Source organism: Rhizobium viscosum (genome assembly GCF_014873945.1).
Lineage (GTDB): Bacteria > Pseudomonadota > Alphaproteobacteria > Rhizobiales > Rhizobiaceae > Rhizobium > Rhizobium viscosum.
Genome location: NZ_JADBEC010000002.1, coordinates 63,377 through 83,957 on the forward strand (window position 1 = coordinate 63,377; position 20,581 = coordinate 83,957).

The 20,581-nt window shown below is 60.6% G+C and carries 21 protein-coding genes; 5 read left to right on the forward strand and 16 right to left on the reverse strand.

Annotated features, from left to right (window positions below; translation table 11 throughout):
* Positions 1-5 precede the first annotated feature (5 nt).
* The 4 genes from H4W29_RS21300 to H4W29_RS21315 are packed head-to-tail and all read right to left on the reverse strand — an operon-like array spanning position 6 to position 4,440.
* Positions 6-1,715 (reverse strand): dipeptide ABC transporter ATP-binding protein, encoded by a 1,710-nt coding sequence (locus H4W29_RS21300; RefSeq protein ID WP_192730876.1) that lies wholly within the window; start codon positions 1,713-1,715, stop codon positions 6-8.
* Entirely contained in the window at positions 1,712-2,563 is an 852-nt protein-coding gene (locus H4W29_RS21305) for an ABC transporter permease (RefSeq protein ID WP_192730877.1), read from the reverse strand. Before H4W29_RS21305 ends, H4W29_RS21300 begins: the two co-directional genes overlap by 4 nt.
* Positions 2,560-3,498 (reverse strand): ABC transporter permease, encoded by a 939-nt coding sequence (locus tag H4W29_RS21310; RefSeq protein ID WP_113114387.1) that lies wholly within the window; start codon positions 3,496-3,498, stop codon positions 2,560-2,562. The genes H4W29_RS21305 and H4W29_RS21310 overlap by 4 nt, the downstream gene beginning before the upstream one ends.
* A 51-nt stretch (positions 3,499-3,549) precedes the next feature.
* The gene (locus H4W29_RS21315; RefSeq protein WP_192730878.1) at positions 3,550-4,440 is read right to left on the reverse strand and encodes a proline iminopeptidase-family hydrolase; all 891 of its coding nucleotides are present in this window, start codon (positions 4,438-4,440) and stop codon (positions 3,550-3,552) included.
* Between the two features lie 121 nt (positions 4,441-4,561).
* Here H4W29_RS21315 and H4W29_RS21320 point away from each other — a divergent pair, with 121 nt between their 5' ends.
* Both H4W29_RS21320 and H4W29_RS21325 read left to right on the forward strand, forming a co-directional pair.
* Positions 4,562-5,344 (forward strand): helix-turn-helix transcriptional regulator, encoded by a 783-nt coding sequence (locus H4W29_RS21320; protein WP_192730879.1) that lies wholly within the window; start codon positions 4,562-4,564, stop codon positions 5,342-5,344.
* A gap of 66 nt (positions 5,345-5,410) precedes the next feature.
* Positions 5,411-6,313 (forward strand): proline iminopeptidase-family hydrolase, encoded by a 903-nt coding sequence (locus H4W29_RS21325; protein WP_192730880.1) that lies wholly within the window; start codon positions 5,411-5,413, stop codon positions 6,311-6,313.
* Between the two features lie 38 nt (positions 6,314-6,351).
* On the opposite strand, the gene H4W29_RS21330 is transcribed toward H4W29_RS21325, so the two are convergent.
* The 9 genes from H4W29_RS21330 to H4W29_RS21370 form a co-directional block, all read right to left on the reverse strand.
* The gene (locus H4W29_RS21330) at positions 6,352-7,263 is read right to left on the reverse strand and encodes an ABC transporter permease (RefSeq protein ID WP_192730881.1); all 912 of its coding nucleotides are present in this window, start codon (positions 7,261-7,263) and stop codon (positions 6,352-6,354) included.
* Positions 7,260-8,360 carry an ABC transporter permease gene (locus H4W29_RS21335; RefSeq protein ID WP_192730882.1) on the reverse strand — a complete coding sequence of 367 codons (1,101 nt, stop codon included), beginning with the start codon at positions 8,358-8,360 and terminating at the stop codon, positions 7,260-7,262. Before H4W29_RS21335 ends, H4W29_RS21330 begins: the two co-directional genes overlap by 4 nt.
* On the reverse strand, positions 8,357-9,880 hold the full coding sequence (locus H4W29_RS21340) for an ABC transporter ATP-binding protein (RefSeq protein WP_192730883.1): 1,524 nt from the start codon (positions 9,878-9,880) through the stop codon (positions 8,357-8,359). The genes H4W29_RS21335 and H4W29_RS21340 overlap by 4 nt, the downstream gene beginning before the upstream one ends.
* Positions 9,881-9,883: 3 nt before the next feature.
* The gene (locus tag H4W29_RS21345) at positions 9,884-10,984 is read right to left on the reverse strand and encodes a BMP family ABC transporter substrate-binding protein (RefSeq protein ID WP_192730884.1); all 1,101 of its coding nucleotides are present in this window, start codon (positions 10,982-10,984) and stop codon (positions 9,884-9,886) included.
* 23 nt (positions 10,985-11,007) lie between these two features.
* Positions 11,008-12,387, reverse strand: coding sequence for an amidohydrolase (locus H4W29_RS21350; protein WP_192730885.1), 1,380 nt, complete (start codon positions 12,385-12,387; stop codon positions 11,008-11,010).
* Position 12,388: 1 nt separating this feature from the next.
* On the reverse strand, positions 12,389-13,048 hold the full coding sequence (locus tag H4W29_RS21355; protein WP_192730886.1) for a glutathione S-transferase family protein: 660 nt from the start codon (positions 13,046-13,048) through the stop codon (positions 12,389-12,391).
* Positions 13,045-13,893 carry an aromatic ring-hydroxylating oxygenase subunit alpha gene (locus H4W29_RS21360; RefSeq protein WP_183742895.1) on the reverse strand — a complete coding sequence of 283 codons (849 nt, stop codon included), beginning with the start codon at positions 13,891-13,893 and terminating at the stop codon, positions 13,045-13,047. Before H4W29_RS21360 ends, H4W29_RS21355 begins: the two co-directional genes overlap by 4 nt.
* Positions 13,890-14,531: a Rieske 2Fe-2S domain-containing protein gene (locus tag H4W29_RS21365; protein ID WP_192730887.1), complete on the reverse strand. Its 642-nt coding sequence runs from the start codon at positions 14,529-14,531 to the stop codon at positions 13,890-13,892. The genes H4W29_RS21360 and H4W29_RS21365 overlap by 4 nt, the downstream gene beginning before the upstream one ends.
* 150 nt (positions 14,532-14,681) lie before the next feature.
* Positions 14,682-14,966 (reverse strand): acylphosphatase, encoded by a 285-nt coding sequence (locus H4W29_RS21370; RefSeq protein WP_081928525.1) that lies wholly within the window; start codon positions 14,964-14,966, stop codon positions 14,682-14,684.
* A 191-nt stretch (positions 14,967-15,157) separates the two neighbouring features.
* On the opposite strand from H4W29_RS21370, the gene H4W29_RS21375 reads away from it, so the two are divergent.
* Complete coding sequence (locus H4W29_RS21375; RefSeq protein ID WP_192730888.1) at positions 15,158-15,715, forward strand: DsbA family protein; 558 nt, start codon at positions 15,158-15,160, stop codon at positions 15,713-15,715.
* Between the two features lie 50 nt (positions 15,716-15,765).
* Here the strand turns inward: H4W29_RS21375 and H4W29_RS21380 are convergent, their stop codons facing one another.
* Entirely contained in the window at positions 15,766-17,034 is a 1,269-nt protein-coding gene (locus H4W29_RS21380; protein WP_192730889.1) for a DUF763 domain-containing protein, read from the reverse strand.
* 204 nt (positions 17,035-17,238) lie between these two features.
* Between H4W29_RS21380 and H4W29_RS21385 the strand changes: the two genes are divergently transcribed.
* Positions 17,239-17,832: a BA14K family protein gene (locus H4W29_RS21385; RefSeq protein ID WP_192732748.1), complete on the forward strand. Its 594-nt coding sequence runs from the start codon at positions 17,239-17,241 to the stop codon at positions 17,830-17,832.
* Between the two features lie 188 nt (positions 17,833-18,020).
* A complete protein-coding gene (locus tag H4W29_RS21390) occupies positions 18,021-18,551 on the forward strand; it encodes a hypothetical protein (RefSeq protein ID WP_192730890.1) in 531 nt (176 codons plus the stop codon).
* Here the strand turns inward: H4W29_RS21390 and H4W29_RS21395 are convergent.
* Positions 18,548-19,171 (reverse strand): response regulator, encoded by a 624-nt coding sequence (locus H4W29_RS21395; RefSeq protein ID WP_192730891.1) that lies wholly within the window; start codon positions 19,169-19,171, stop codon positions 18,548-18,550. The genes H4W29_RS21390 and H4W29_RS21395 overlap by 4 nt on opposite strands.
* A gap of 1 nt (position 19,172) precedes the next feature.
* A complete protein-coding gene (locus H4W29_RS21400; RefSeq protein ID WP_192730892.1) occupies positions 19,173-20,561 on the reverse strand; it encodes a sensor histidine kinase in 1,389 nt (462 codons plus the stop codon).
* Positions 20,562-20,581: the final 20 nt, after the last annotated feature.

The following is a 20,581-nucleotide window of genomic DNA, read 5'->3' on the forward strand; positions in this document are numbered from 1 at the left end:
CGTTGTTATGGCATGCGTTTGACGGGGAGAGCCGGCATCGATTGCAATTCGTCTTCCAAGCTGGCGCTACTCAGAAGCGGCTTATCCGGGTCGATGTCGGGAATGGCGGCAATCAACGCCGCGGTATAGGGATGTTTCGGCCGCGCGAAGACCTCTTCCGAGAGGCCTTCCTCGACAATCTCGCCGCGGTACATGACGACGACGCGTTCGCAGAGATTGCGCACGATCGCCAGATCATGGGCGATAAACATCAGCGTCAGGTTCATCTTGGCGGTGAGTTCGCGGAAAAGCGCGATGATCTGTGCCTGGATCGTCACGTCGAGGGCCGCAACACATTCATCGGCAATGATGAGCTTCGGATCGACAGCGAGCGCCCGGGCGATGCCTGCGCGCTGACACTGGCCGCCGCTCATGCTGCGGGGTTTGCGGTTGGCAAACTCCCGCTCCAGCCCGACAAGATCGAGCAATTCGTCAATCCTTTCCGGAATGGCCGATGCCGGCACCTTGCCCTGCACCTTCAGCACCTCGGTAAGCATCTGCCCGATCGTGAGGCGCGGATTGAGTGCGTTATAAGGGTCCTGAAAGACCATGGCCGTCTCACGCCGCAGCTTCGCAAGACCGGCAGCCCGCTGCTGCGCAAGGTCGATTCCTTCGAAGGACACATGGCCCGAGGAGATCGGCGTCAGCCCCAGCACAGCGCGTGCAAGCGTGCTCTTGCCGCTGCCGGATTCGCCGACGATGCCGATGGTTTCGCCCGGCATGACCTGCAGGCTGACGCCGGAAACGGCGCCTACCGTCTTGGCACTGCTTTTGAACAGGCTGCCGCCAACCTTGAAACGGACATGCAGGTCGTCGATCTCAAGAAGCGGCTTGGTCGATGCTGCCGAAGACGCGAGCAGCGGCTCCGGCATTGGCGCCTCGTCCGGCATGGAGGGATGGCTGTTGATCAGATTGATCGTGTAGGCGTCCTGCGGCCGGGAGAGGATCGTCCGTTTCGGCCCCTGTTCAAGCAGCTTGCCATTGCGCATGACGGCGATGCGGTCGCAGGTCTGGGCGACGATGCCGAGATCGTGGGTGATGAGGATGATCGACAGGCCGCGCTTTTCTCGGATCTCCAGCAAGAGTTTCAGGATCTGCGCCTGGATCGTCACGTCGAGTGCCGTCGTCGGCTCGTCGGCGATCAGGATCTTCGGGTTGCAGGAGAGCGCCACGCCGATCATGGCGCGCTGGCGCATGCCGCCGGAAAACTCGTGCGGATAACTGTCATATTGGCGAACGGGATCGGGAAAGCCAACCTGCGTCAGGATCTCGATCGCCGCCGCCCGTGCTTCCTTCGCGCTGAGCCCTTGATGATAGCGGATGCCCTCGGAAATCTGGTCGCCGATGCGCATGACCGGATCGAGGTGGCTCGTCGGGTTCTGGAAGATCATGCCGATCTCGCCGCCCCGAACTTCCAGCATCTCAGCTTCGCTTGCCGTCGTCAGATCACGCCCTTCGAGCAGGACGGCGCCGCCCTCGATCCTGATCAGAGAGGAAGGCAATAGCCGGACGAGCGAACGGCAGAGCAGGCTCTTTCCCGAGCCGCTCTCACCGACCAGGCCGAGGATTTCGCCCTTGGCGAGATCAAGAGAAACATGGTCGATCAGCGTTCGCGCGCGGCCATCGAGATGAACCCTGACCGTCAGGTCACGGACTGAAAGGACTGACGCGCTCATTCGTGAACTCCGAGAAGTTCGCCGAGCGCATCACCCAGCATGCTGAAACCGAAGGCGAGGCAGACGATGGATAGGCCTGGGAAAAGCGTGATCCACCATGCCGTTGTGATGAAGCTCTGCCCCTCCGCGACCATGACGCCCCACTCGGCGAGCGGTGGCTGCACGCCGAGGCCGAGATAGCTGACCGCCGCGCCGCTGAGCAGCACTAGCGTCGCATCCGACATGGAAAAGACGATGGAGCCGGCAATCGCATTCGGCAGAAGGTGGCGGAACATGATCCGGAAGCGGCTGAAGCCGAGGCTGACGGCTGCGACCGCGTAGTCGCTGCCTTTCAGCACCAGCATCTGCGCGCGGATAAGGCGCGCATAGGAGACCCAGCCGACCAGCGCCATGGCAATATAGAAGCTGCTGAGGCCCGGCCCCAGGATAGCGATGATCGATAGCATCAGGACAAGGAACGGGAAGGCGAGAATGATATCGACGAGGCGCATGAAAACCGCATCGACGATGCCGCCGAAGAAGCCGGCGATGGTCCCGACCGTCGTGCCGATCAGGAACGGGAAGATGACGCCGATGACGGCGATCTGCAGGTCGATGCGGGCGCCCCATATGACGCGCGAAAGTATGTCGCGGCCGAAATTGTCCGTGCCGAAGAGATGGGCGAAGGAGGGCGGCTGTAGCCGCACATCGGCATTCTGCAGGATCGGATCATACGGTGCGACCAATGGAGCGGCGATCGCCAGAAGCAGGAAGAACAGCAGGATGCCGGCGCCGATGACGAGTGTCGGTTGGCGGCCGAGGAAACGGCGCCAGGCGACGGGAGAGGGAGTAAAGGCCTCGACGCTCATAGCTTCACCCTCGGATCGACCGCGACGGTGACGATATCGGCAATGAAATTGACGAGCACGGTGGCGCAGGCAAAGGTCATGGCCACACCCTGAACGACCATGTAGTCGCGCGAGAAAATGGCGCGCACCAGCAATTGCCCCATGCCCGGCAGGGCAAAGACGCTTTCCACGACGACGGTGCCGCCGATCAGCCAGCCAATGTTGACGGCCAGAAGATTGATTGTCGGTACCAGCGAATTCGGCAGGACGTGGCGCCAGAAGACGACACTCTCAGGCATGCCGCGGGCGCGAGCGGCTGTCGCTACATCCGATTTCAGGGATTCGATCATTGCGGAGCGCAGGCTGCGGGTCAGCACCGTCGAGAGCGACAACGCAACGGTCAACGCCGGCAGGATGAGATGAGAGAGCTTGTCGGTAAATGTCGTGCCGTAGCCGGAGACGGGCAGGACGCCGAGTTCGACGCTGAAAAAAATTATCAGCATCAGGCCGAGCCAGAAAGGCGGAAAGCCGATCCCGAATGTGGAGATGACGCGTACTGCATGATCAGGCGCGCGGCCAGCATTACGAGCTGCAATCGCCGACATCGGCACGGCGATCAGGATTGACAGGATGACGCTTGTCAGGACCAACGCGATCGTCGGCTCGATGCGCGTGGCAATCAGCGGAAAAACGTCGATCTTGTAGAGGATCGACTTGCCCATTTCGCCGTTCGCGAGGTTTTTGAGGAAGTAGAAATATTGCAGCCACATCGGCTGATCGAGTCCGTATTGCGCGCGAATGTTGGCAAGCGCCGTCGGTGTCGCACGCGTGCCGAGAATATTGCGGGCGGGATCGCCGGGGATCAGTCGCACCAGAATGAAGGTAATGACGCTGATGCCGAAGATGACTGGCAGAAACTGAAGCGGCCGGGTCAGTATGAACTTATAGCGATGCATGGTGGCGCCTGCCCCCTCGTCTTCGCCAGGTTCCGATCACCTTCCTCTGCATCAGCTTGCCTTATGTCGCGATAAGAAATCAATCAGCGCGGGATAATAGTCATGCGGGTTTTCGTAGAACGGCATGTGGCTGGCGTTTGCGAAAACCTTGAGTTCGGCATTCGGCAACGCAAGCTTCATGCGCAGCGCGCAGGCCGGCGTCAACTCGTCATGTTCGCCCGTCGTAATCAATACCGGCGCCTTCACCCGCGGCAGGTCGGGAACACGGTTCCAGTCCTTCAGATTGCCGATATAGAGAAATTCGTTCGGCCCCTGCATGGTCTCATAGGGACCCATGTTCCAGTCATCCAATGAGCGGCGCACCGGCGCCGGCCAATCCGGCAGGCGGCAGACGTGGCGATAGTTCAGGATGGTCACGGCCGCGAGATATTCGGGATGATTGTAGGTTCCCTGCGCCTCATGCTTCTGCATCATCGCCACCGTCTCAGGCCCGAGGGCGGCCCGGAGCCGCTCCAGCTCCAAGATCAGATGCGGCATGTCGGCGACGGTATCTTCGAGGATCAGCGTCTGCAGGTTTTCCGGATAGGTCAGTGCATAGTCGATCGCGAGCCAGCCGCCCCAGGAGTGGCCGAGCATATGGACTTTACCGAGACCCAGCGCCTTTCGTACCGTCTCGGTTTCTTCGACATAGCGGCCGATGGTCCAGAGCGATGCGTCGGTCGGCCGGTCGGAGGCGCCGGTACCGAGCTGGTCGAAGGCGACAACGCGGTAACCCTTGTCGACGAGACAGGAATGAGCCTCGCGCAGATAGTCGCAGGGCAGGCCTGGGCCGCCATTCAGGCAGAAAACAGTGTCGCTGCCGGTTCCGAAGCTGTAGGCAATCACCTTGTAGCCGTCGACTTCGATCTCATGTCGCGCCTCAGGCTCGATTTCACGCCACATTCACCGCTCCGGCAGAAGATTTCGCTTGCTCAATAATTGGGCATGGCTAAATTTTTATCCGAAACGACGTTCTTCGCCAGCTATAAGAAGTGATAGGGTGGGGAACCACCGGGAGTCCGCCATGCTTGACGAAATCGGAACGATTAGACGGCAGTTCTCAGCCCATCAGACGCTGGACGGGCGTATCGATCAGGTTTTCGCGGCAATGAAAGAGATCGGTTTCGAGGCCCTGATCTACGACTACACGCCGGTGCCTTATGACCTCGACGGAGGGATCATGATTCCGTCGATGTTAAAGCTGCGCAATATCTCCGAAGATATGCGCGAATACTGGTTCGACCGCGGCTATTTCCGCATCGATCCGGTGCAACAGGTGGCCTTGCGCACCTCGGCGCCCTTCTTCTGGAATTATGACAGGGACGCCGACACTCTGATCAACCGCTTCATGAGCGACGACACGGCGCCGGTGACGCGTTTCCTTAACGAGCGCGACATGTCGACGGGCGTGACGGTTCCCGTCCATATGCCGCGCGGCGATTATGCGACTGTGACCGGCATTCGTTTCGGCGTTGACAGCGATTTCGAACACCATGCACTGCGTTATATCGCCGATTTCAATCTGCTGGCCCATGTCTTCCACGAGGCCGCCTATTCGCTTTTCGACGCCGAGGCGCTGCGGGTCGGCAAGGTCCGTTTGACGGAGCGCGAGCGGGAATGCCTTCGGCATTCGGCAGAGGGACTTTCGGCCAAGGAAATTTCGCGCATCATCAATCGTTCGGTACCGACGGTCGTCATGCATCTCAATGCGGCGGCCAAGAAGCTCGGCGCCCGCAACCGCACGCAGGCGGTGGTGCGCGCCACCCATTACCGGCTGCTGGAAGACCGCCCATCCTATAACTTCTAATAGCTGCCTTCGGCTTTTCGGCCACGTTATGCTTTTCCATCATTGCCCTAGAGGATGGAGATATAAGTGGCCGCAGTCTTGACGAAGGAAGCCTTTCTGCCGTTTCGCGCATATCAGACCTGGTATCGCATCACCGGTTCGCTCGATTCCGGAATGTTGCCTCTTGTCGTTGCTCATGGCGGCCCTGGCTGCACGCATGACTATGTCGATTCCTTCAAGGGCATTGCCGAGCTCGATGGCCGCGCTGTCATCCATTACGATCAGCTCGGCAACGGCAATTCCACGCGACTACCCGATAAGGGAGCGGATTTCTGGACGCCGGCGCTCTTCCTCGAAGAGCTCGATGCGCTCCTGAAACATCTCGGTATTCAGGATCGGTATGCCTTCCTCGGCCAGTCCTGGGGCGGCATGCTCGGTGCCGAACACGCGGTGCGCCGGCCAAAGGGCCTGCAGGCGCTCGTCATCGCCAATTCGCCGGCCAACATGCATACCTGGGTGGCGGAAGCCAATCGCCTGCGCGAAGAGCTGCCACAGGAGGTGCAGGACACGCTGCTGAAACACGAGGAAGCCGGCACCATCACCGATCCGGACTATATTGCCGCCTCGCGCGTCTTTTATGACCGACATGTCTGCCGCGTTTCCCCCTGGCCGCCGGAAGTTGCGCGCACTTTTGCGATCATGGACGAGGACAATACCGTCTACCGCAACATGAACGGCCCGACTGAATTCCACGTCATCGGCACGATGAAGGACTGGACGATCGAAGATCGGCTGCCGCTCATCGAGGCGCCCACGCTTCTGATCTCCGGCAAATATGACGAGGCGACCCCGCTCGTCGTCAAACCCTATGTCGATCACGTGCAGGGTTGTGAATGGGTGCTCTTCGAGAATTCCAGCCACATGCCGCATGTCGAGGAACGAGAGCTTTGCCTGGACGTTGTCTCGGCCTTCCTTACCAGGCACGATTGATCGCGCTCTGCGGCCGGCGCCGTCGGCCCGCACCTTCTCTACCGTTCGAACGGCTCGCCGAGCGAAGCGACGCCGTTGAGTTTCAACAGACGGCGGTCCGCGGAGATGATACCGAGCACGACGATCGTTACCAGATAGGGCAGGCACGCCAGCAATTGCGAGGGTACGTCGAGCCCCGTTGCCTGCGCGGCTAACCCCATCAGCGATACGGCACCGAAGAGACACGCTCCGAGGAAAATCCGGCCCGTCAGCCAGGTTCCGAAGACGACGAGCGCAATGGCAATCCAGCCGCGGCCGGCAATCATTCCGTCCGCCCAAAGCGGCGTATAGATCGTTGATGCATAGGCGCCTGCAAATCCCGCCATCATGCCACCGAATGCCACGGCGGCGAAGCGGACTGCGATAACAGGGTAACCGATTGCGTGGGCCGCTTTAGGGTTTTCACCTACCGCACGAATGACCAGTCCAACCTTCGCATAGGCGAAAGTCGCCCAGATCGCGACCGTCACCAGAAGCGAGAGCCAGACAACGATATCCTGTGTGAAGAGGCCGCCGACGACCGGGATCTCGGAAAGGCCCGGAATTGTGATTTTCGGCAGCGCCTTGACTGTCAGGCTTTCATAGCTCTTGCCGAAGAGTGCCGACAGGCCCTGGCCGAGAATGCCGATCGCAAGCCCGGTCGCGACCTGGTTCGCGTTGAAGCCGAGGATGATGCCGGCAAAGATCAGTGACAGCAGACTGCCGCAGAGCCCGGCCGCGACAAATGCGAGGATGTGGCCGCCACCATGATAGACGATGATGAAAGCAATGACGGCGCCGAATGCCATCAATCCTTCGACGCCGAGATTGAGAACCCCGGCGCGTTCAACGACAAGTTCGCCGAGAGCCGCCAGCAGAAAGGGTGTCGCAGCCGCCAGCATGCCGGCCAGGATGAACTCGATCGCATTCATGATGGGCTCCGGATGGCGGCGGGGCGCCAGGCAAGGCGATAGCGGACGAAGGCAACAGCAATCAGATAGATGAGCAGCAGACTGCCCTGGAAGACACGGACGGCAGCAATCGGCAGGTTGGCCGAGACCATGGCATTGTCGCCGCCGATGTAGAGTGCGGCCATGACGATAGAGGATATGACGATGCCGATCGGATGCAGGCCGCCGAGATAGGCGACGATGATTGCCGCGTAGCCGTAGCCGGTCGAGATCGAGCGCTGCAACTGGCCGAGCGGGCCGGCGACTTCGGCTGAACCCGCCAGCCCAGCGGCTGCGCCACCGATCAGCAGCGACAGCCAGATTGCCCAGCTCTCTTTGAAACCGGCATAGCTTGCAGCGCGTGGCGCCAGTCCCCCGACTTGCAACCTGTAGCCGACGAAGCTCTTCTGCATGAAGATCCATGCGGCAATCGACAGGATACCGGCAAGGATCAGCGAGACGTTGACGCGCGTTCCTTCAAACAGGATCGGGACCATGGCGTCATACTGGAACATCACCGACTGCGGGAAATTGAAGCCATTCGGATCCTTCCAGGGGCCGAGCAGCAGATAATTGAGAAGCTGCGCGGCGACGAAACTCAGCATCAGCGAGACCAGGATTTCGTTGGCATTGAGCCGCACGCGCCAGAAGGCAGTCAGCGATGCCCAGAGCGCACCGCCGATCATGCCGAGCAGCAGCATTGCCGGCCAGATCCACTGGCCGGTGGCGTCCGGCCACCAGATCGGAATGGCAGAGGCAAAGATCGCTCCCAGCAGGAATTGCCCCTCGGCGCCGATATTGAAGACCTTGGCGCGAAAGCCGATCGCAAGCCCCTGCGCGATGAGCAGCAGCGGCCCGGTCTTCAGGAGCACCTCCGAAAACGACGCCCAGGAATAAAAGGGCTCGATCAGCATCGCATAGATGACTGCGGCCGGGTCACGCCCCATGACGACATAAAGGCCGAGATTGAGGATGATCGTGACGGCGAGCGCGATCGGCGGGGCGAGCAGCGTAGCGGCAAGCGAGGCGCGTTCCCGGCGGACAAGGGTTGGCAAGGCGGCAAACACGGGTCTGCTCATGCAATCGCTTTCTCGCGCTGTGACTGGGCACCGATCATATATCGGCCGATGTCCTCGGGCTTTGTATCGCGTGTGACGAGCGGCGGGCTCAGCGTGCCGTGGTGAAGGACCTGGATGAAGTCGCTGAGCTCGAACAATTCTTCGAGCTCCTCGGAAATGACGAGGATTGCCATGCCTTCGTTGCGCAGCGTGATGAGCCGCTTGCGGATTGCCGAAGCAGCACCGATATCGACGCCCCATGTGGGTTGGGCGAGGAAGAGCAGCTTCGGCGCCAGCATGATTTCGCGCCCGACGATGAACTTCTGCAAATTGCCGCCGGAGAGCGAGCCGGCCTCCGCCTCGGGGCCGCGCGTGCGCACGTCGTAGTCACGGATGCATTCGTTGGTGAAGGCGGTCGCCTGTGCCTTGTCGAGCAGGCCGCGTTTGACGAGATTGAGGGGATGGGCGGTCAGCAGGCTATTGAGGGTAAGCGACATTTCGGGGACAGCGCCGCGGCCGAGCCGATCCTCCGGCACGAAGGCAAATCCGAGCTGCCGGCGGGCTGCCGGCTCGAGCATGCCGACATCCTTGCCCATCATGAAGATCTGGTCGCGTTGGTCGCGCGGCAGGATCGTTTCGCCGGAGATCAGCGCGGCAAGCTCGCTTTGGCCGTTGCCGGAAATCCCGGCAATGCCGAGGATTTCTCCGGCGCGGACGACAAGGCTGACCTGGGAGAGCGGCACTGCAAAGGGATCATCCGGCCTGTAATCGAGCCCTATCAGTTCCAGCCGCTTCTCGCCTTCGTCAAGCGGCAGCGCCGGCATGGGTTCCGGCATGTCACGGCCGATCATCATGCGGGCAAGGTCATGGGCATCATGCTCGCGCGGATCGACATGGCCGGTCACCCGTCCGCCGCGCAGGATCGTCGCGCGGTCGCAGAGCGACTGGATTTCTTCCAGCTTGTGGGAAATGAAAAGGATGGAAACGCCGCCGTCGCGCAGACGTCGCAAGGTCTCGAACAGCTTCTCCACGGCCTGCGGCGGCAGGACAGATGTCGGCTCGTCGAGGATCAGCAGCTTCGGATCGGTCATCAGGCAGCGGATGATTTCCACGCGTTGCCGCTCGCCGACCGAAAGCGAGTGTACATGGGTGAGTGGATCGACCTCCAGGCCGAATTCATGCCCGAGCTTGCGGATACGCTCCGCAAGCTCGGCTTTCTTGCCGGCGACGATCAGGCGAATATTCTCGACGACCGTCAGGCTCTCAAACAGCGAGAAATGCTGAAAGACCATGCCGATGCCGGCACGCCTTGCCTCTGCGGGAGAGGCAAGGCTGAGGTTCTGCCCGTTCCAGGCAACAGTTCCGCTGTCCGGCTGCTCGACGCCATAGATCAGCTTCATCAGGGTCGATTTGCCGGCCCCGTTTTCTCCGAGGATGGCGTGGATCGAGCGGGGAGCGACGTCAAGATCGATCTGCTGGTTGGCATGGACCTGGCCGTAGCTCTTGGAAATGCCGCGGAGCGACAGGAGCGGGCTTTCCATGGCTTATTTCGGCAGCGGCGTCTTGACACCCTTGACGTGCCAATCCATCGCAACGATCTGGACGTCCGTCAGCGTGGCGCCGGAGGCGACACCTTCGCTGCCATCGGCCTTGGCGATTGGGCCGGTAAACGGCGAGAAGCTGCCGTCGGCGATCTTGGCTTCGATTTCCTTGATCTTGCTCATCGTATCGGCCGGGATCGCCGGGTTCCAGTCGACGACTTCGACCACCTTGTCGGCAACGCCGAGGAAGGTATTGGCGCCCTTGAACGTGCCGGCGAGGTGGGCATCGACCGAAGCCTTGAAGAAAGGCGACCAGTCGGTGGCGACGCAGCCGAGATAGGTCTTCTCGGCATATTTCTTCATCGAGGAGTTCAGGTTGAAGGCATAGATGCCGGCTTCCTCGCAGGCGGAGATGACCGAAGGCGTATCCTGCGCATTCGAGAAGATGACGTCGCAGCCCTGCGAGATCAGAGCCTTGGCGGCTTCCTGCTCCTTGGCCGGATCGAACCAGGAGTTGACCCAGACGACGGAGACTTCGATGTCGGGCTTGACGGCCTGCGCGCCGAGCGTGAAGGCATTGATGGAGGTGATCAGTTCGGGAATGGCAAAGGCCGAGACCGAGCCGAGCTTGCCGGTCTTGGAGACGGCGGCGGCCGCCATGCCGAGCAGGTAGGTGCCCTGGAAATATTTAGCGGCAAAGGGCGAGAAGTTCGGCGCGACCTGAAAGCCCGAAGCATGCAGGACGGTGACCTTGGGATTGCGGCGGGCGATCTGCAGCGCACCGTTCTGATAGCCGAAGGAGCCGGCGATCAGGAAATGGTTTCCGTCGGCAACCGTCTTGTTCATGATGCGGTCGGCATCCGGACCTTCGGCGATGTTCTCGATAACAGTGACCTTCACCTTGTCGCCATAGGCGGCCTTGATCGGATCGATGCCGGCGGCAAGCGCATGACCCCAGCCGACATCGCCGATCGGCGATGGTACGACAAGGGCGATGCCGAGTGGTTCGTCGGCAGCAAGTACGGAGCGGCCGGCGAAGGCGGTAGCGAGCCCGGCAGCCGCCGCGCTCTTCATGAGCGTTCTGCGGGTCAGATTGTTGGACATGTCAGTTCCCCTCTTTTGGTTGTTCAGAATTCGACGGTCGCGAGCGCCGCTTCGGCATCCGCGAAAAGCTTGGATTCGTCGAGGCCGGTGAATTCACCAGCCTGCCAGACGATGCGTCCGTTGATCATGGTGAGGTCGGTCGGCATGCCGATCCCGAGCTTGGCGATCAGGCTCAGCGGGTCATGCCGCGTGCCGACATAATCCATCCGCCGCGTATCGATCGCGAAAAGGTCTGCCGCCATGCCCGGCGCAAGACGGCCGATATCCCGGCGGCCGAGCAGGCTTGCGCCGCCCGTCGTAGCGTAACCCAGGAAATCGACGGGCGGCGGAACGGGATGGGCGCGTGTCGATGCCGCCAGGCATTGCAGCATATAGGCGGAGTGGATGCAGTGCATGAGGTTCGAATTGTCGTTCGAGGCAGCGCCGTCGCAACCAAGCCCGACGCGCAGGTCGAAGGCCGACATGGCCGGAATATCCGTCACCTCAGCGCCGACAAGATAGACCGGCTCCGGGCAATGGGAGACGCCGGTGCCGCTTGCCGCCATCTTGCGCAGTTCGTCATGCGTCAGTTCCCAGCAATGGGCATAAAAGGTGTCGGGACCGGCAAAACCGAGTTCGGTGCAATAATCGACCGTACGCATGCCATACCGTGCCTCGATGACAGGGCTTTCGCCTTCGCCGACATGTGTGTGCAGAAATGCGCCGCGGTCACGGGCAAGGGCCACGGATTCAACGAAGGTCTCGCGGTAGCAGTTGACCGGCTGGCAGGGGGCGACCACCACCTGCCGCATGCTGAAGGGGCCGGCATCGTGGTAGCTGTCGATCAGCCGGGCGCAATCGGCTATGAATTCATCCGTCGTTTCCAGCATGGCATCCGGGATCGTCGATCCCTCGGATTTCGGCAGGGTATTGCCGCCGCGGCCTGCATGGAAACGCATGCCGAGAAGCTCGGCCGCCTCAAACTGGCGGTCGATCAGACGCTTTCCAGCGTGCCGGGGAAAGCAGTATTGGTGGTCGAAAGCCGTCGTGCAGCCGTGCTTGATCATTTCGGCCATGGCGGTGACCGAGGAATGGTAGAAGCAATCCTCGGTCAGTCGCGAGAAGATCGGGTAGATCCGGTCCAGCCACTCGATGACCGACAGTTTCGTCCAGTCGAGATCGGCCCGGTTGCGTACGAAGCACTGGAAGAAATGGTGATGCGTGTTGACGAGGCCCGGATAGACGAACCAGCCGGTGGCATCCTGGACGATCGTGCCGGCGTGCAGCGTTTCTGTCGGAAGGTTCGCTCCGATGGCCTGGATCGCCGGACCATTGGTGAGCAGATCGACATTCCGGCGCATGGCAGGACCATTGCCCTCGTCGACAATGACCGCCGCGCAGTTCTTCAGAAGGTGGCCAGCCATGTCAGCTTTCCTCCTTTGCAGGATGCGGATCGGGCTTCAGCTCATGCAGGCGGTGAATGCCGGGCATCTCGATGAAGCCGCCGAGGCTGCGGACGGCCCGCAGCCAGAGCCGGATGTTTGGATAGGGATCGAGCGAGATGCCGCCGTCGGGGGCGAGCGCGACGTAAGGGAAGCAGGCGATATCGGCGATCGTGGCGCGGTTCGACGCCAGGAAGCGCATGCCGCGAAGCTGCTGTTCGAAGAGACCGGCTTCCAGTTCGCGCAGCGCGGCGATGCCCTGCGCCTGCAGGGTTTCAATATTGCCGGGGCGCAGAAGCATTTCATGCAGCCGCGCGCCGCCGAGATTGGCCGTCAGCCGATGTGAGAAGGAAAGCCACTGCTGTACCCGCGCCGTCTCTTCAGGTGTGCTTGTACCGAGCCATTCTGGCGCGCCTTGGGCAGCGAGATAGGCGAGGATGGCTGAGGATTCCGTCAGGACGAGATCGCCATCCACAAGGATCGGGATGGAACCTGCCGGATTGAGCGCCAGGAGTTCCGGACCACGATGTTCGACGCCGGGATGAAAATCGACCGGGCGGATATCCAGCTTAATGCCGAGGATCGCTGCCATCAGGCGGATCTTGTAGCAGCTCGGCGAGAGAATGTAGTCGTAGAGCTTCATTGCGCGACCAACTGTGCGCCGTAGGTGTAATTATGGCGCTTGAGCCAGCGCCGATAGGCGACCGACGTCAGATCGGCCCTGGTCGGGATTTCCATGCCGGGATCGAGCGGCAGCAGGGCCGGGATCTGGTTCTCGAGGATCGAGCGATCCTGCAGGAAGATCATCTGCTGAAAATGGATGAGGTCTGTCATTGGTGTCACGTCATCAAAAAGGGCCATCCATGGCCATACGTCGCAAAGGTCTTCCGCGAGCGGCTGCACGAAGAGGGTGATGACATCCCATTCGCCCGGCCGGGGAGGGCAGGTCTTGTAGAGCACCGAGCAGGTCGGTGCCGGCACGCGGTACATATATTCGGTCGTGATCCCGCCGCTCGCCGACTTGGCGGCCTGCGGCTGATAGAACTTTACCTGCGTTGCCCAGACCTCGTCTTCGTCCTCGCGGATCTCAACCTTGTAATTCTCGACTTCCGTGTGCGGCTCGGCGCCGAGAATATCGGTGTGAACAAACGGGAAATGGGCGATGTCGAGAAAATTCTCCACCGCGCGCAGCGGCGAGCAGCGCACCCGTACCACGCCGACGTCGACAAAACGGCGGCCGGGTTGATCCGCCTCTGGAATGGCAAAAAGTTCCTTGGCGGGATTGCCGAGGGAGGACCAGACATGGCCGTAGCGGACACGGACCGGGAGGCTGCGCCCATCGGTAGATGTCACCCGCGCATTGCCATCGGGCGTGCGCGCCACTTCGATGGGTTCGCCCATTAAAGCGGTTTTGGTTCCTGCCTCGGTCAGTTGGGAAAAAAGGCCGACCGGATACCATTCGTTGATCATTGCAGCAGCCTTCGTCATGCGACCTCCTTCTGCCGCGATTCCGCCTGCCGACGCACCGCTTCGGCGACACGGGACGCCGTGACACGGTCCGCCGGGCTGCGGCCCTGCTCGATCAGCACGTGAATGAGCGTGCGGTCAGTTTGCTCAGTCGGCAGCAGCCTGATCCATGGAGAGTGCGCGATATGGATAAGTCCATCGGCGCCGGCTTTGGAGCCAGCCGCCGATTCAATGGCCGAAATATCAGCGTCTGCCGTCATCGAGCGCAGCGGAACGAGATCGGTAAAGCGTGGCGGCTGTTCCGCCGGTTCTCCGGTAGCGACCCAGATGACGCCGTCCGATTCCTCGACCTTATGGACTCCGACACGGATCGTTTCCGGCGGTACGAGATCGGGGTGTGCCGGGATGCGGATGCATCCCCCCGCCGGAGAATAGCTCCAGCCATGATAGATACAGGAGAGCGCCTCGCCGCGCACGAAGCCATGGGACAATCGCATCCCGCGATGCGGACAGCGGTCCGACGATGCCGATACGCGTCCGGACTGACTGCGCCAGAGAGCGATCGATCCAGCTGGCGTCCAGGCTGGCATGACGGTTGCCAGCGGCAGATCAGCAGAAAGGGCGACAGGCGTCCATGAGCCGGCCGTATCAGATGGCATGACGTATAATTCCTCAATTTTACCAAGGCTTTAGCGCTGTTGGCCGCGCACTGCTGCCGAGCTCGCGGCCTCAGTTGTCAGAGGCTTGCATAAAAAAATCGCATTGGCAACAATGATTAAATAAAGGGCAGGGGATCAATGCGGCCTGCGCTACGGTGTGTCAGCGGGATCTACAATCCTGCGCTGAATCTCATCCACCCAGACGTCGATCGGGCCAAGCGAACATCCCATTTCCAGCATGTCGATCAGCTCTACAGGCCCCGCGACCTCAAGTTCGATTCGGTCGGCGCCGGTGTGAAAGAAATCCTGGGAAAGTCCAAGCTTGTCAGCATGGCGGCGGATCCACGGGATGAACGAGGCGGCATTGACATCGCCGAGGATCGTCATCCGCTCGCGCAATTCACCCTGCCTTACCTGCATCACTGATTTACCCATCATTTTATCCGTGACGACAGCATAGCGGCTTGATGCATTTATGAAAGACGCATGACGGGCCAAGCGGTCTTATGCCTTTCATGACACCGTGAATAAATAGAACGGGAAACAACCTTATCATCAGCGACGCCGGCTGTACCGTTGAGTATGCTGATCGGCAATATCGTTCCGCAGGACAAGAGGACATAAATATGACGACGACTTCCTGGCGGGCAGACCCGCTCGTTTGGGGGACCGGACCACGTGTTTTCGAGGCCTTTCTGGAGCCGACCTGCCCCTATTCCGTCAGGACGTTCAGCAAGCTTAACGCGCTTCTGGAACAGGCCGGTGTGGACAAGATCACCGTGAAGATGCGGCTACAGTCGCAGCCATGGCATCTCTACTCCGGCGTGATCGTACGCTCTATTCTGGCGGCATCGACGCTGGAAGGCGGCAAGGAGACTGCGAAGAAGGTCATGGCGGCCGTTGCCGCTCATCGCGAGGAATTCGAGTTCGAACGTCACGCCGGTGGCCCGAACATGGATGTCACGCCGAACCAGATCATCGAGCGCCTCGAGCGCTATAGCGGTGTTGCATTGAAGGAAGCCTTCGCCATTCCCGATCTCGACCGGGAGATCAAATGGCACTGCAAATATGCCCGCCAGAACGGTATTCATGTCTCGCCGACATTCATGATCGACGGGCTTGTTCGCCCTGACATGAGCAGCGGCGACGATGTCGAGGCCTGGGTCAAGCTGCTGATCGGCTAGCCGTTTTTGGGAAGAGTGGAGAGAACGACCTCAGGACTGAGACGTTTCTGTCAATCATTCTCTCCCGAAGGTGCGTCAGTCGGCGGCTCCCAGCCAAAGACGCTTCGACCGCCGAAGGTCGAGGATTGCCGGAATTCGCCGGCAACGATTTCCTTGAGGTCCGGGCCAGTGACGTAACGCTCCATGCTACGCGATTGGTTGTCCAGACGGCGCAGCGCCTGCAGTTCCTCTTCCCGGCCGAGTTTACCTCTCACGACCGCCGATTTCATCACATTGATCGTTTCGTCGTAGACCTTGAGCGGCACGGGGAAGGGGTGCCTGTCCTTGCCGCCATGAGCGATCGAAAAGCGGGCGGGATCGGAAAAGCGGCAGGGCGCGCCATGCACGACTTCGGCAACGAGCGCCAGCGCCTTGACTGTGCGGGCGCCGACCCCGGGCACGAGAAGCAGATCTTCGAAATCGACCGGTCCGCGATCGGCAGCTGCGGCAAGGTTGCCGTGCAGACGCCGCATATTGACGTCGCTTTCGCGCACATCGTGATGGGCTGGCATGATAAGATGCGGCAGCGTCAACTGTTCGGCCGGCTCCGGAGCGGGTGCAGGATCGGCGGCCAGGGCAAGGGCTGCCGCCTCGCGGACAATGCGGTCCGGCCCAAGCGCTGCGAGAAGATCGAGCTGATCGTGGCGGGATTTTTCCGCGCGCCGGTCGGCCAGATTGATGATCTCGCCCTGCGAGCGGCCTTCGATAGCCGCATGCGGGGAATTGACGAAGCTTTCCAATCCTTCCGAGAACCAGTGGTAGCGCCGCGCCTGACGTTTGTCGCCGTTCATGCCTTGCTGGACGATCACCCAATGGCCATCATCGGCGACGATGAAGCCGTGGAGATAGAGATCGAAACCATCCTGCACGGCTGCGCTGTCCACCTTGGCGACCAGACGGCTTGTCTTGGCGAGGCCGGCGCCGTCCAGGCCGGTGCGGTCGCCGATCGCCATCAGTTCGTCCGGCGTCTTGCGCGATTGCGCGCCGCGCCCGCCGCAGACATACAGGCCAAGTTCTTTTGAAAGCGGCTTCAGCCCACGCTTCAGCGCCCCGAGCACGCTGGTCGTGATGCCGGAGGAATGCCAATCCATGCCCATGACGGCGCCGAAGGACTGGAACCAGAAGGGGTGGGCAAGCCGGCGCAGGAATTCGTCACGCCCGTAATGGTGGACGATTGCCTCGGCAATCAACGCGCCGAGCGTTGTCATACGGTTACCCAGCCATGGCGGCACGCGCCCTCCGTGAAGGGGGAGGTCGGCGCTGCCCGCTCTCTGCGACATGCTTCCTCTTTCTGCCTGCAATCTGCTGCGATCGACCGGATCACCCAGTAGAACAGCTATCCGTCAAAATCGGGGCGATGGCAATAAATTCCTATCTCCGTGAATCCTCTCCGTTGCACCAGCAGAATAAGCGTCAAAAGATGCGATTTTTGATCTGTCCACGGAACCGAAGCCCGGCGTTCCTAATTTCTATGTGGAGGGAAAATGAGAGCGCGCGTCATGAAGTCGCTTGCTGCACCATCCATCTGTCTGGCAGTGACCGGGACCGTTCTGGTTGGCGGTCTCGGACTTGCGTCCTATGGGTTCCGCGAACAGGAACCACATCATTTCGCCAATCTTGATGCGCCGCTCTGGACGACGATACCGACACGCGTTGATCCAAAAACGCAAAACTATGAGCGCCTTCCGCCCCTCCAGGCTGCCGCCGACGCTTTGTCCTCAACGCCGGCTAAGCTGGTTGGCGTAACGGCCATTGCGCCACCTGATGCAACCGTGACGGGGGCGATTGAGCAGCCGACGCCGGAATGGATGGCTGACGGCCGCCATCTCAGCCTGTGCCAGCAACGTTATCGGTCCTATAATGTAGCTGACAATACATATCAGCCTTTTGACGGCGGCCCCCGCAAGCCCTGCGTGATCGAAGACAGAGAGCTTTCCGTCGGACTACCCGCGGCGGACACAAGCCCGAACCCGCATATATCATGGTGCGCCGCCCGCTATATTTCCTATCGCGCTCTGGACAATACCTACCAGCCGTTCACCGGGCCAAGACGTCAGTGCGTATCTCCCATAATCTAGCGAGATCATTTTAGTCTTTCTGTGAGGAGATCGCGTCCTTAGTGGTGACGCTTACTTTTAGCCCCGGACCAAAGTCCCAGGTCATCTGGCACCTATGTCCGACCGTCTTGCAATTTCGGAACAAGCGGTCAATCTCATGCTTCCTGCTTCGGGCAGACACTTAAGGAAGAACGATAAGGCAAGCGACGATGATGATCTCCAAGCGCAATTTCCTGAAGGGCTGCTGCGCGAGTGCTCTTGCCGTTGCGCCCCTGAAGGTCGATGTGGCGGGTTCGTTTCCCTCGATAGCCAGCCAGGCAGCCCTTGCAAAGAACGAAAACGGCAATGGTGGGGGCAACGGCGGTAATGGCGGAGGAGGCGGTAATGGCGGCGGAGGTGGAAACGGCAACGGCGGGGGAAGTGGAAACGGTGGCGGTAATGGCGGAGGGGGTGGAAACGGCGGGGGAAATGGAAGCGGTAATTCGGGTGGCAGTAGCAATAGCGGCGGGAACAGCCGATCCAACTCGAGCGGAGCCGGTAGTGCGGGCAATGCGCCCTCAACGTCAGGCACACGCGCAACTGAAGATGCGGACGGCTCGATCGATGTGCGGCATACGAATGGAATAACCGAGACACTTCGTGCAGGACGCTACATCATGAAGGACTCGAAAGGCCGCACGATCATCAACAGGCGGGCGACTACGGCTGACGGCACGCGGCTCACGCGCCTCCTGCGCTAACGTTTTTCGCGCCACCGCAAGGCAGCTTCCGTCCTGTTCGTGACGCCAAGCTTTGTCAGGATCTGGGTCATATGGTGCTTTACCGTTTTCTCCTGTAGATCGAGACGCAGGCCGATGTGCTTGTTTGAAAGGCCTTGTGCAACGAGATCCATCACCTCGCGCTCCCGAGGAGTAAGCGCGTCCCTGTCTGATGCCTGCCCGCTCAACGAATATTCCATGACTTTGGCCGACATCGCCGGCGAGACGTAGCGGGCTCCCTTGAAAACGGTGCGGATTGCGTCCGCTAGACCGCGGGAACCAACACCCTTGAGAATGTAGCCCTTTGCCCCGCGTTGCAGCGCTTCGACGAGCGTATCGACTTCCTCCGAGGCCGTGAGCATGAGGATTTTGGTATCCGGGCTTATGGAAAGAATCTCGTCGATCACTGAAAGACCGTCTCCGGGCATCGACACATCGAGAAGCAGTACGTCCGGATGGGCATCGGCAGCGATCATCGCTGCATCAGATGTATTGGCGCCTTCTCCGACGACGACAAAATCGCTGACCTCGGAGAGGCTGCGCGTCACCCCTTCACGGAACAGGGGGTGGTCGTCTACGACGCCGACCTTGATGGACGTCATTCTATTCCTCCACTTCCATAGGCGCGAAGGTCATGATGACAGTCGTTCCGCCTTCGCCGGTTCTTATGTCGAATTCACCGCCAAGGCTATCGATTCGCTCTTTGAGCCCTACGAGGCCGAGGCTTGCCGATCTTACCTGCGTCGGATCAAAACCCTCGCCCCGGTCACTGACTTCGACGCGGACGCCACCGCCGCGTGATGTTGCGCTGACGGCCTGCTCAACGCCGCCGCCATGGCGATAGGCATTGTTGAGTGCCTCCTGAATGAAGCGGTAAATGCAAATCTTGAGAGCGGGGGCAAGCTCCGGATCGTCCTCGTCAATTGTTGTATCGACAGTAGTGCCGGTCTTCTCCTGGTGGGCTTCGACAACGCGTTTTACGATCTCCGTAATCGAAGCTCTCTCGATTTGCGGCAGGACCAGCCCTTTGCAGATGTCGCGGATCTCCTTCATGGCCTCGGCAAGGCTCGAACGAATCCAGGCGAGTTCCTTCTCGCGCGTTTCCGGCTGAATAGTGGCATCGACCAGCAGGTTGCTGTCGAGACGTAGCGAGGCATAGGCGATGTGCTGGGCGGGGCCGTCATGGAGATCGGCTCCGATGCTGCGCAAATAGGTTTCGTTCAAGGCCGCGGCGCGCTGGGACGACAGCTGAAGTCTGCGTTGCAGGCCGCGATTTTCGGCAAGAAGTGCGGAAAGTTCGTCTACTCTGGCCTTTAACGCTTCGCGTTGGACCTCGATCGTGTGGCTGCCGCGAAAGACGAGAATGGAGAGAGCGAGGAAGAAGATTGCGGTCAGGCCGGCGACGGCCAGCCAGCTCCAGAGCCGTGCCCGTGCTAGGCTGTCTTCCAGCCCTTCGGCCGTTTCGTAGAATTCAAGCACGGCCACAGCCTCTCCCGACCAAGGCTGCAAAACAGGATTGTAAATTTCCATGAGCGCCCTGCCGAGACTGCGCTCCTCGGCGCTTTCGGGGTCGCTTGCGACTTCGTAACGTGCGACTAGAGAGCCCGCAAACGCCTGGGCGAGCTTGCCATCGACGGGAAATGTCTTCCCCACCAGTTCCTTGTCATTAGAGTAGAGAATCGTGCCATCACGGCGCCACAGCTTGAACGACACGAGACGGCGGCCAAGCGCGCCCTGTCCGAGCGTTTCGTCGAGCGCCTGGGCACTTCCCTCGTCGAGCAGCGATTCCGTCTGCATGTCGGGAAGCAAGGGTGCGACGACGCTATCGACGTAGAGCGCTGTCGCAGCCCCAGAATTGTGGATAACGGCATCCTCGATGAGATGGGTGACGATAAGCCCGATGACGAACATTGCGCCAAGGGAAACAAGTCCTCCCATGATGAAGAATTGGGAGGCAAGGGAGCGGGCATTCCACCGTATGAGCCAGTTCATTTCCAACCTGAGCTGCTGCG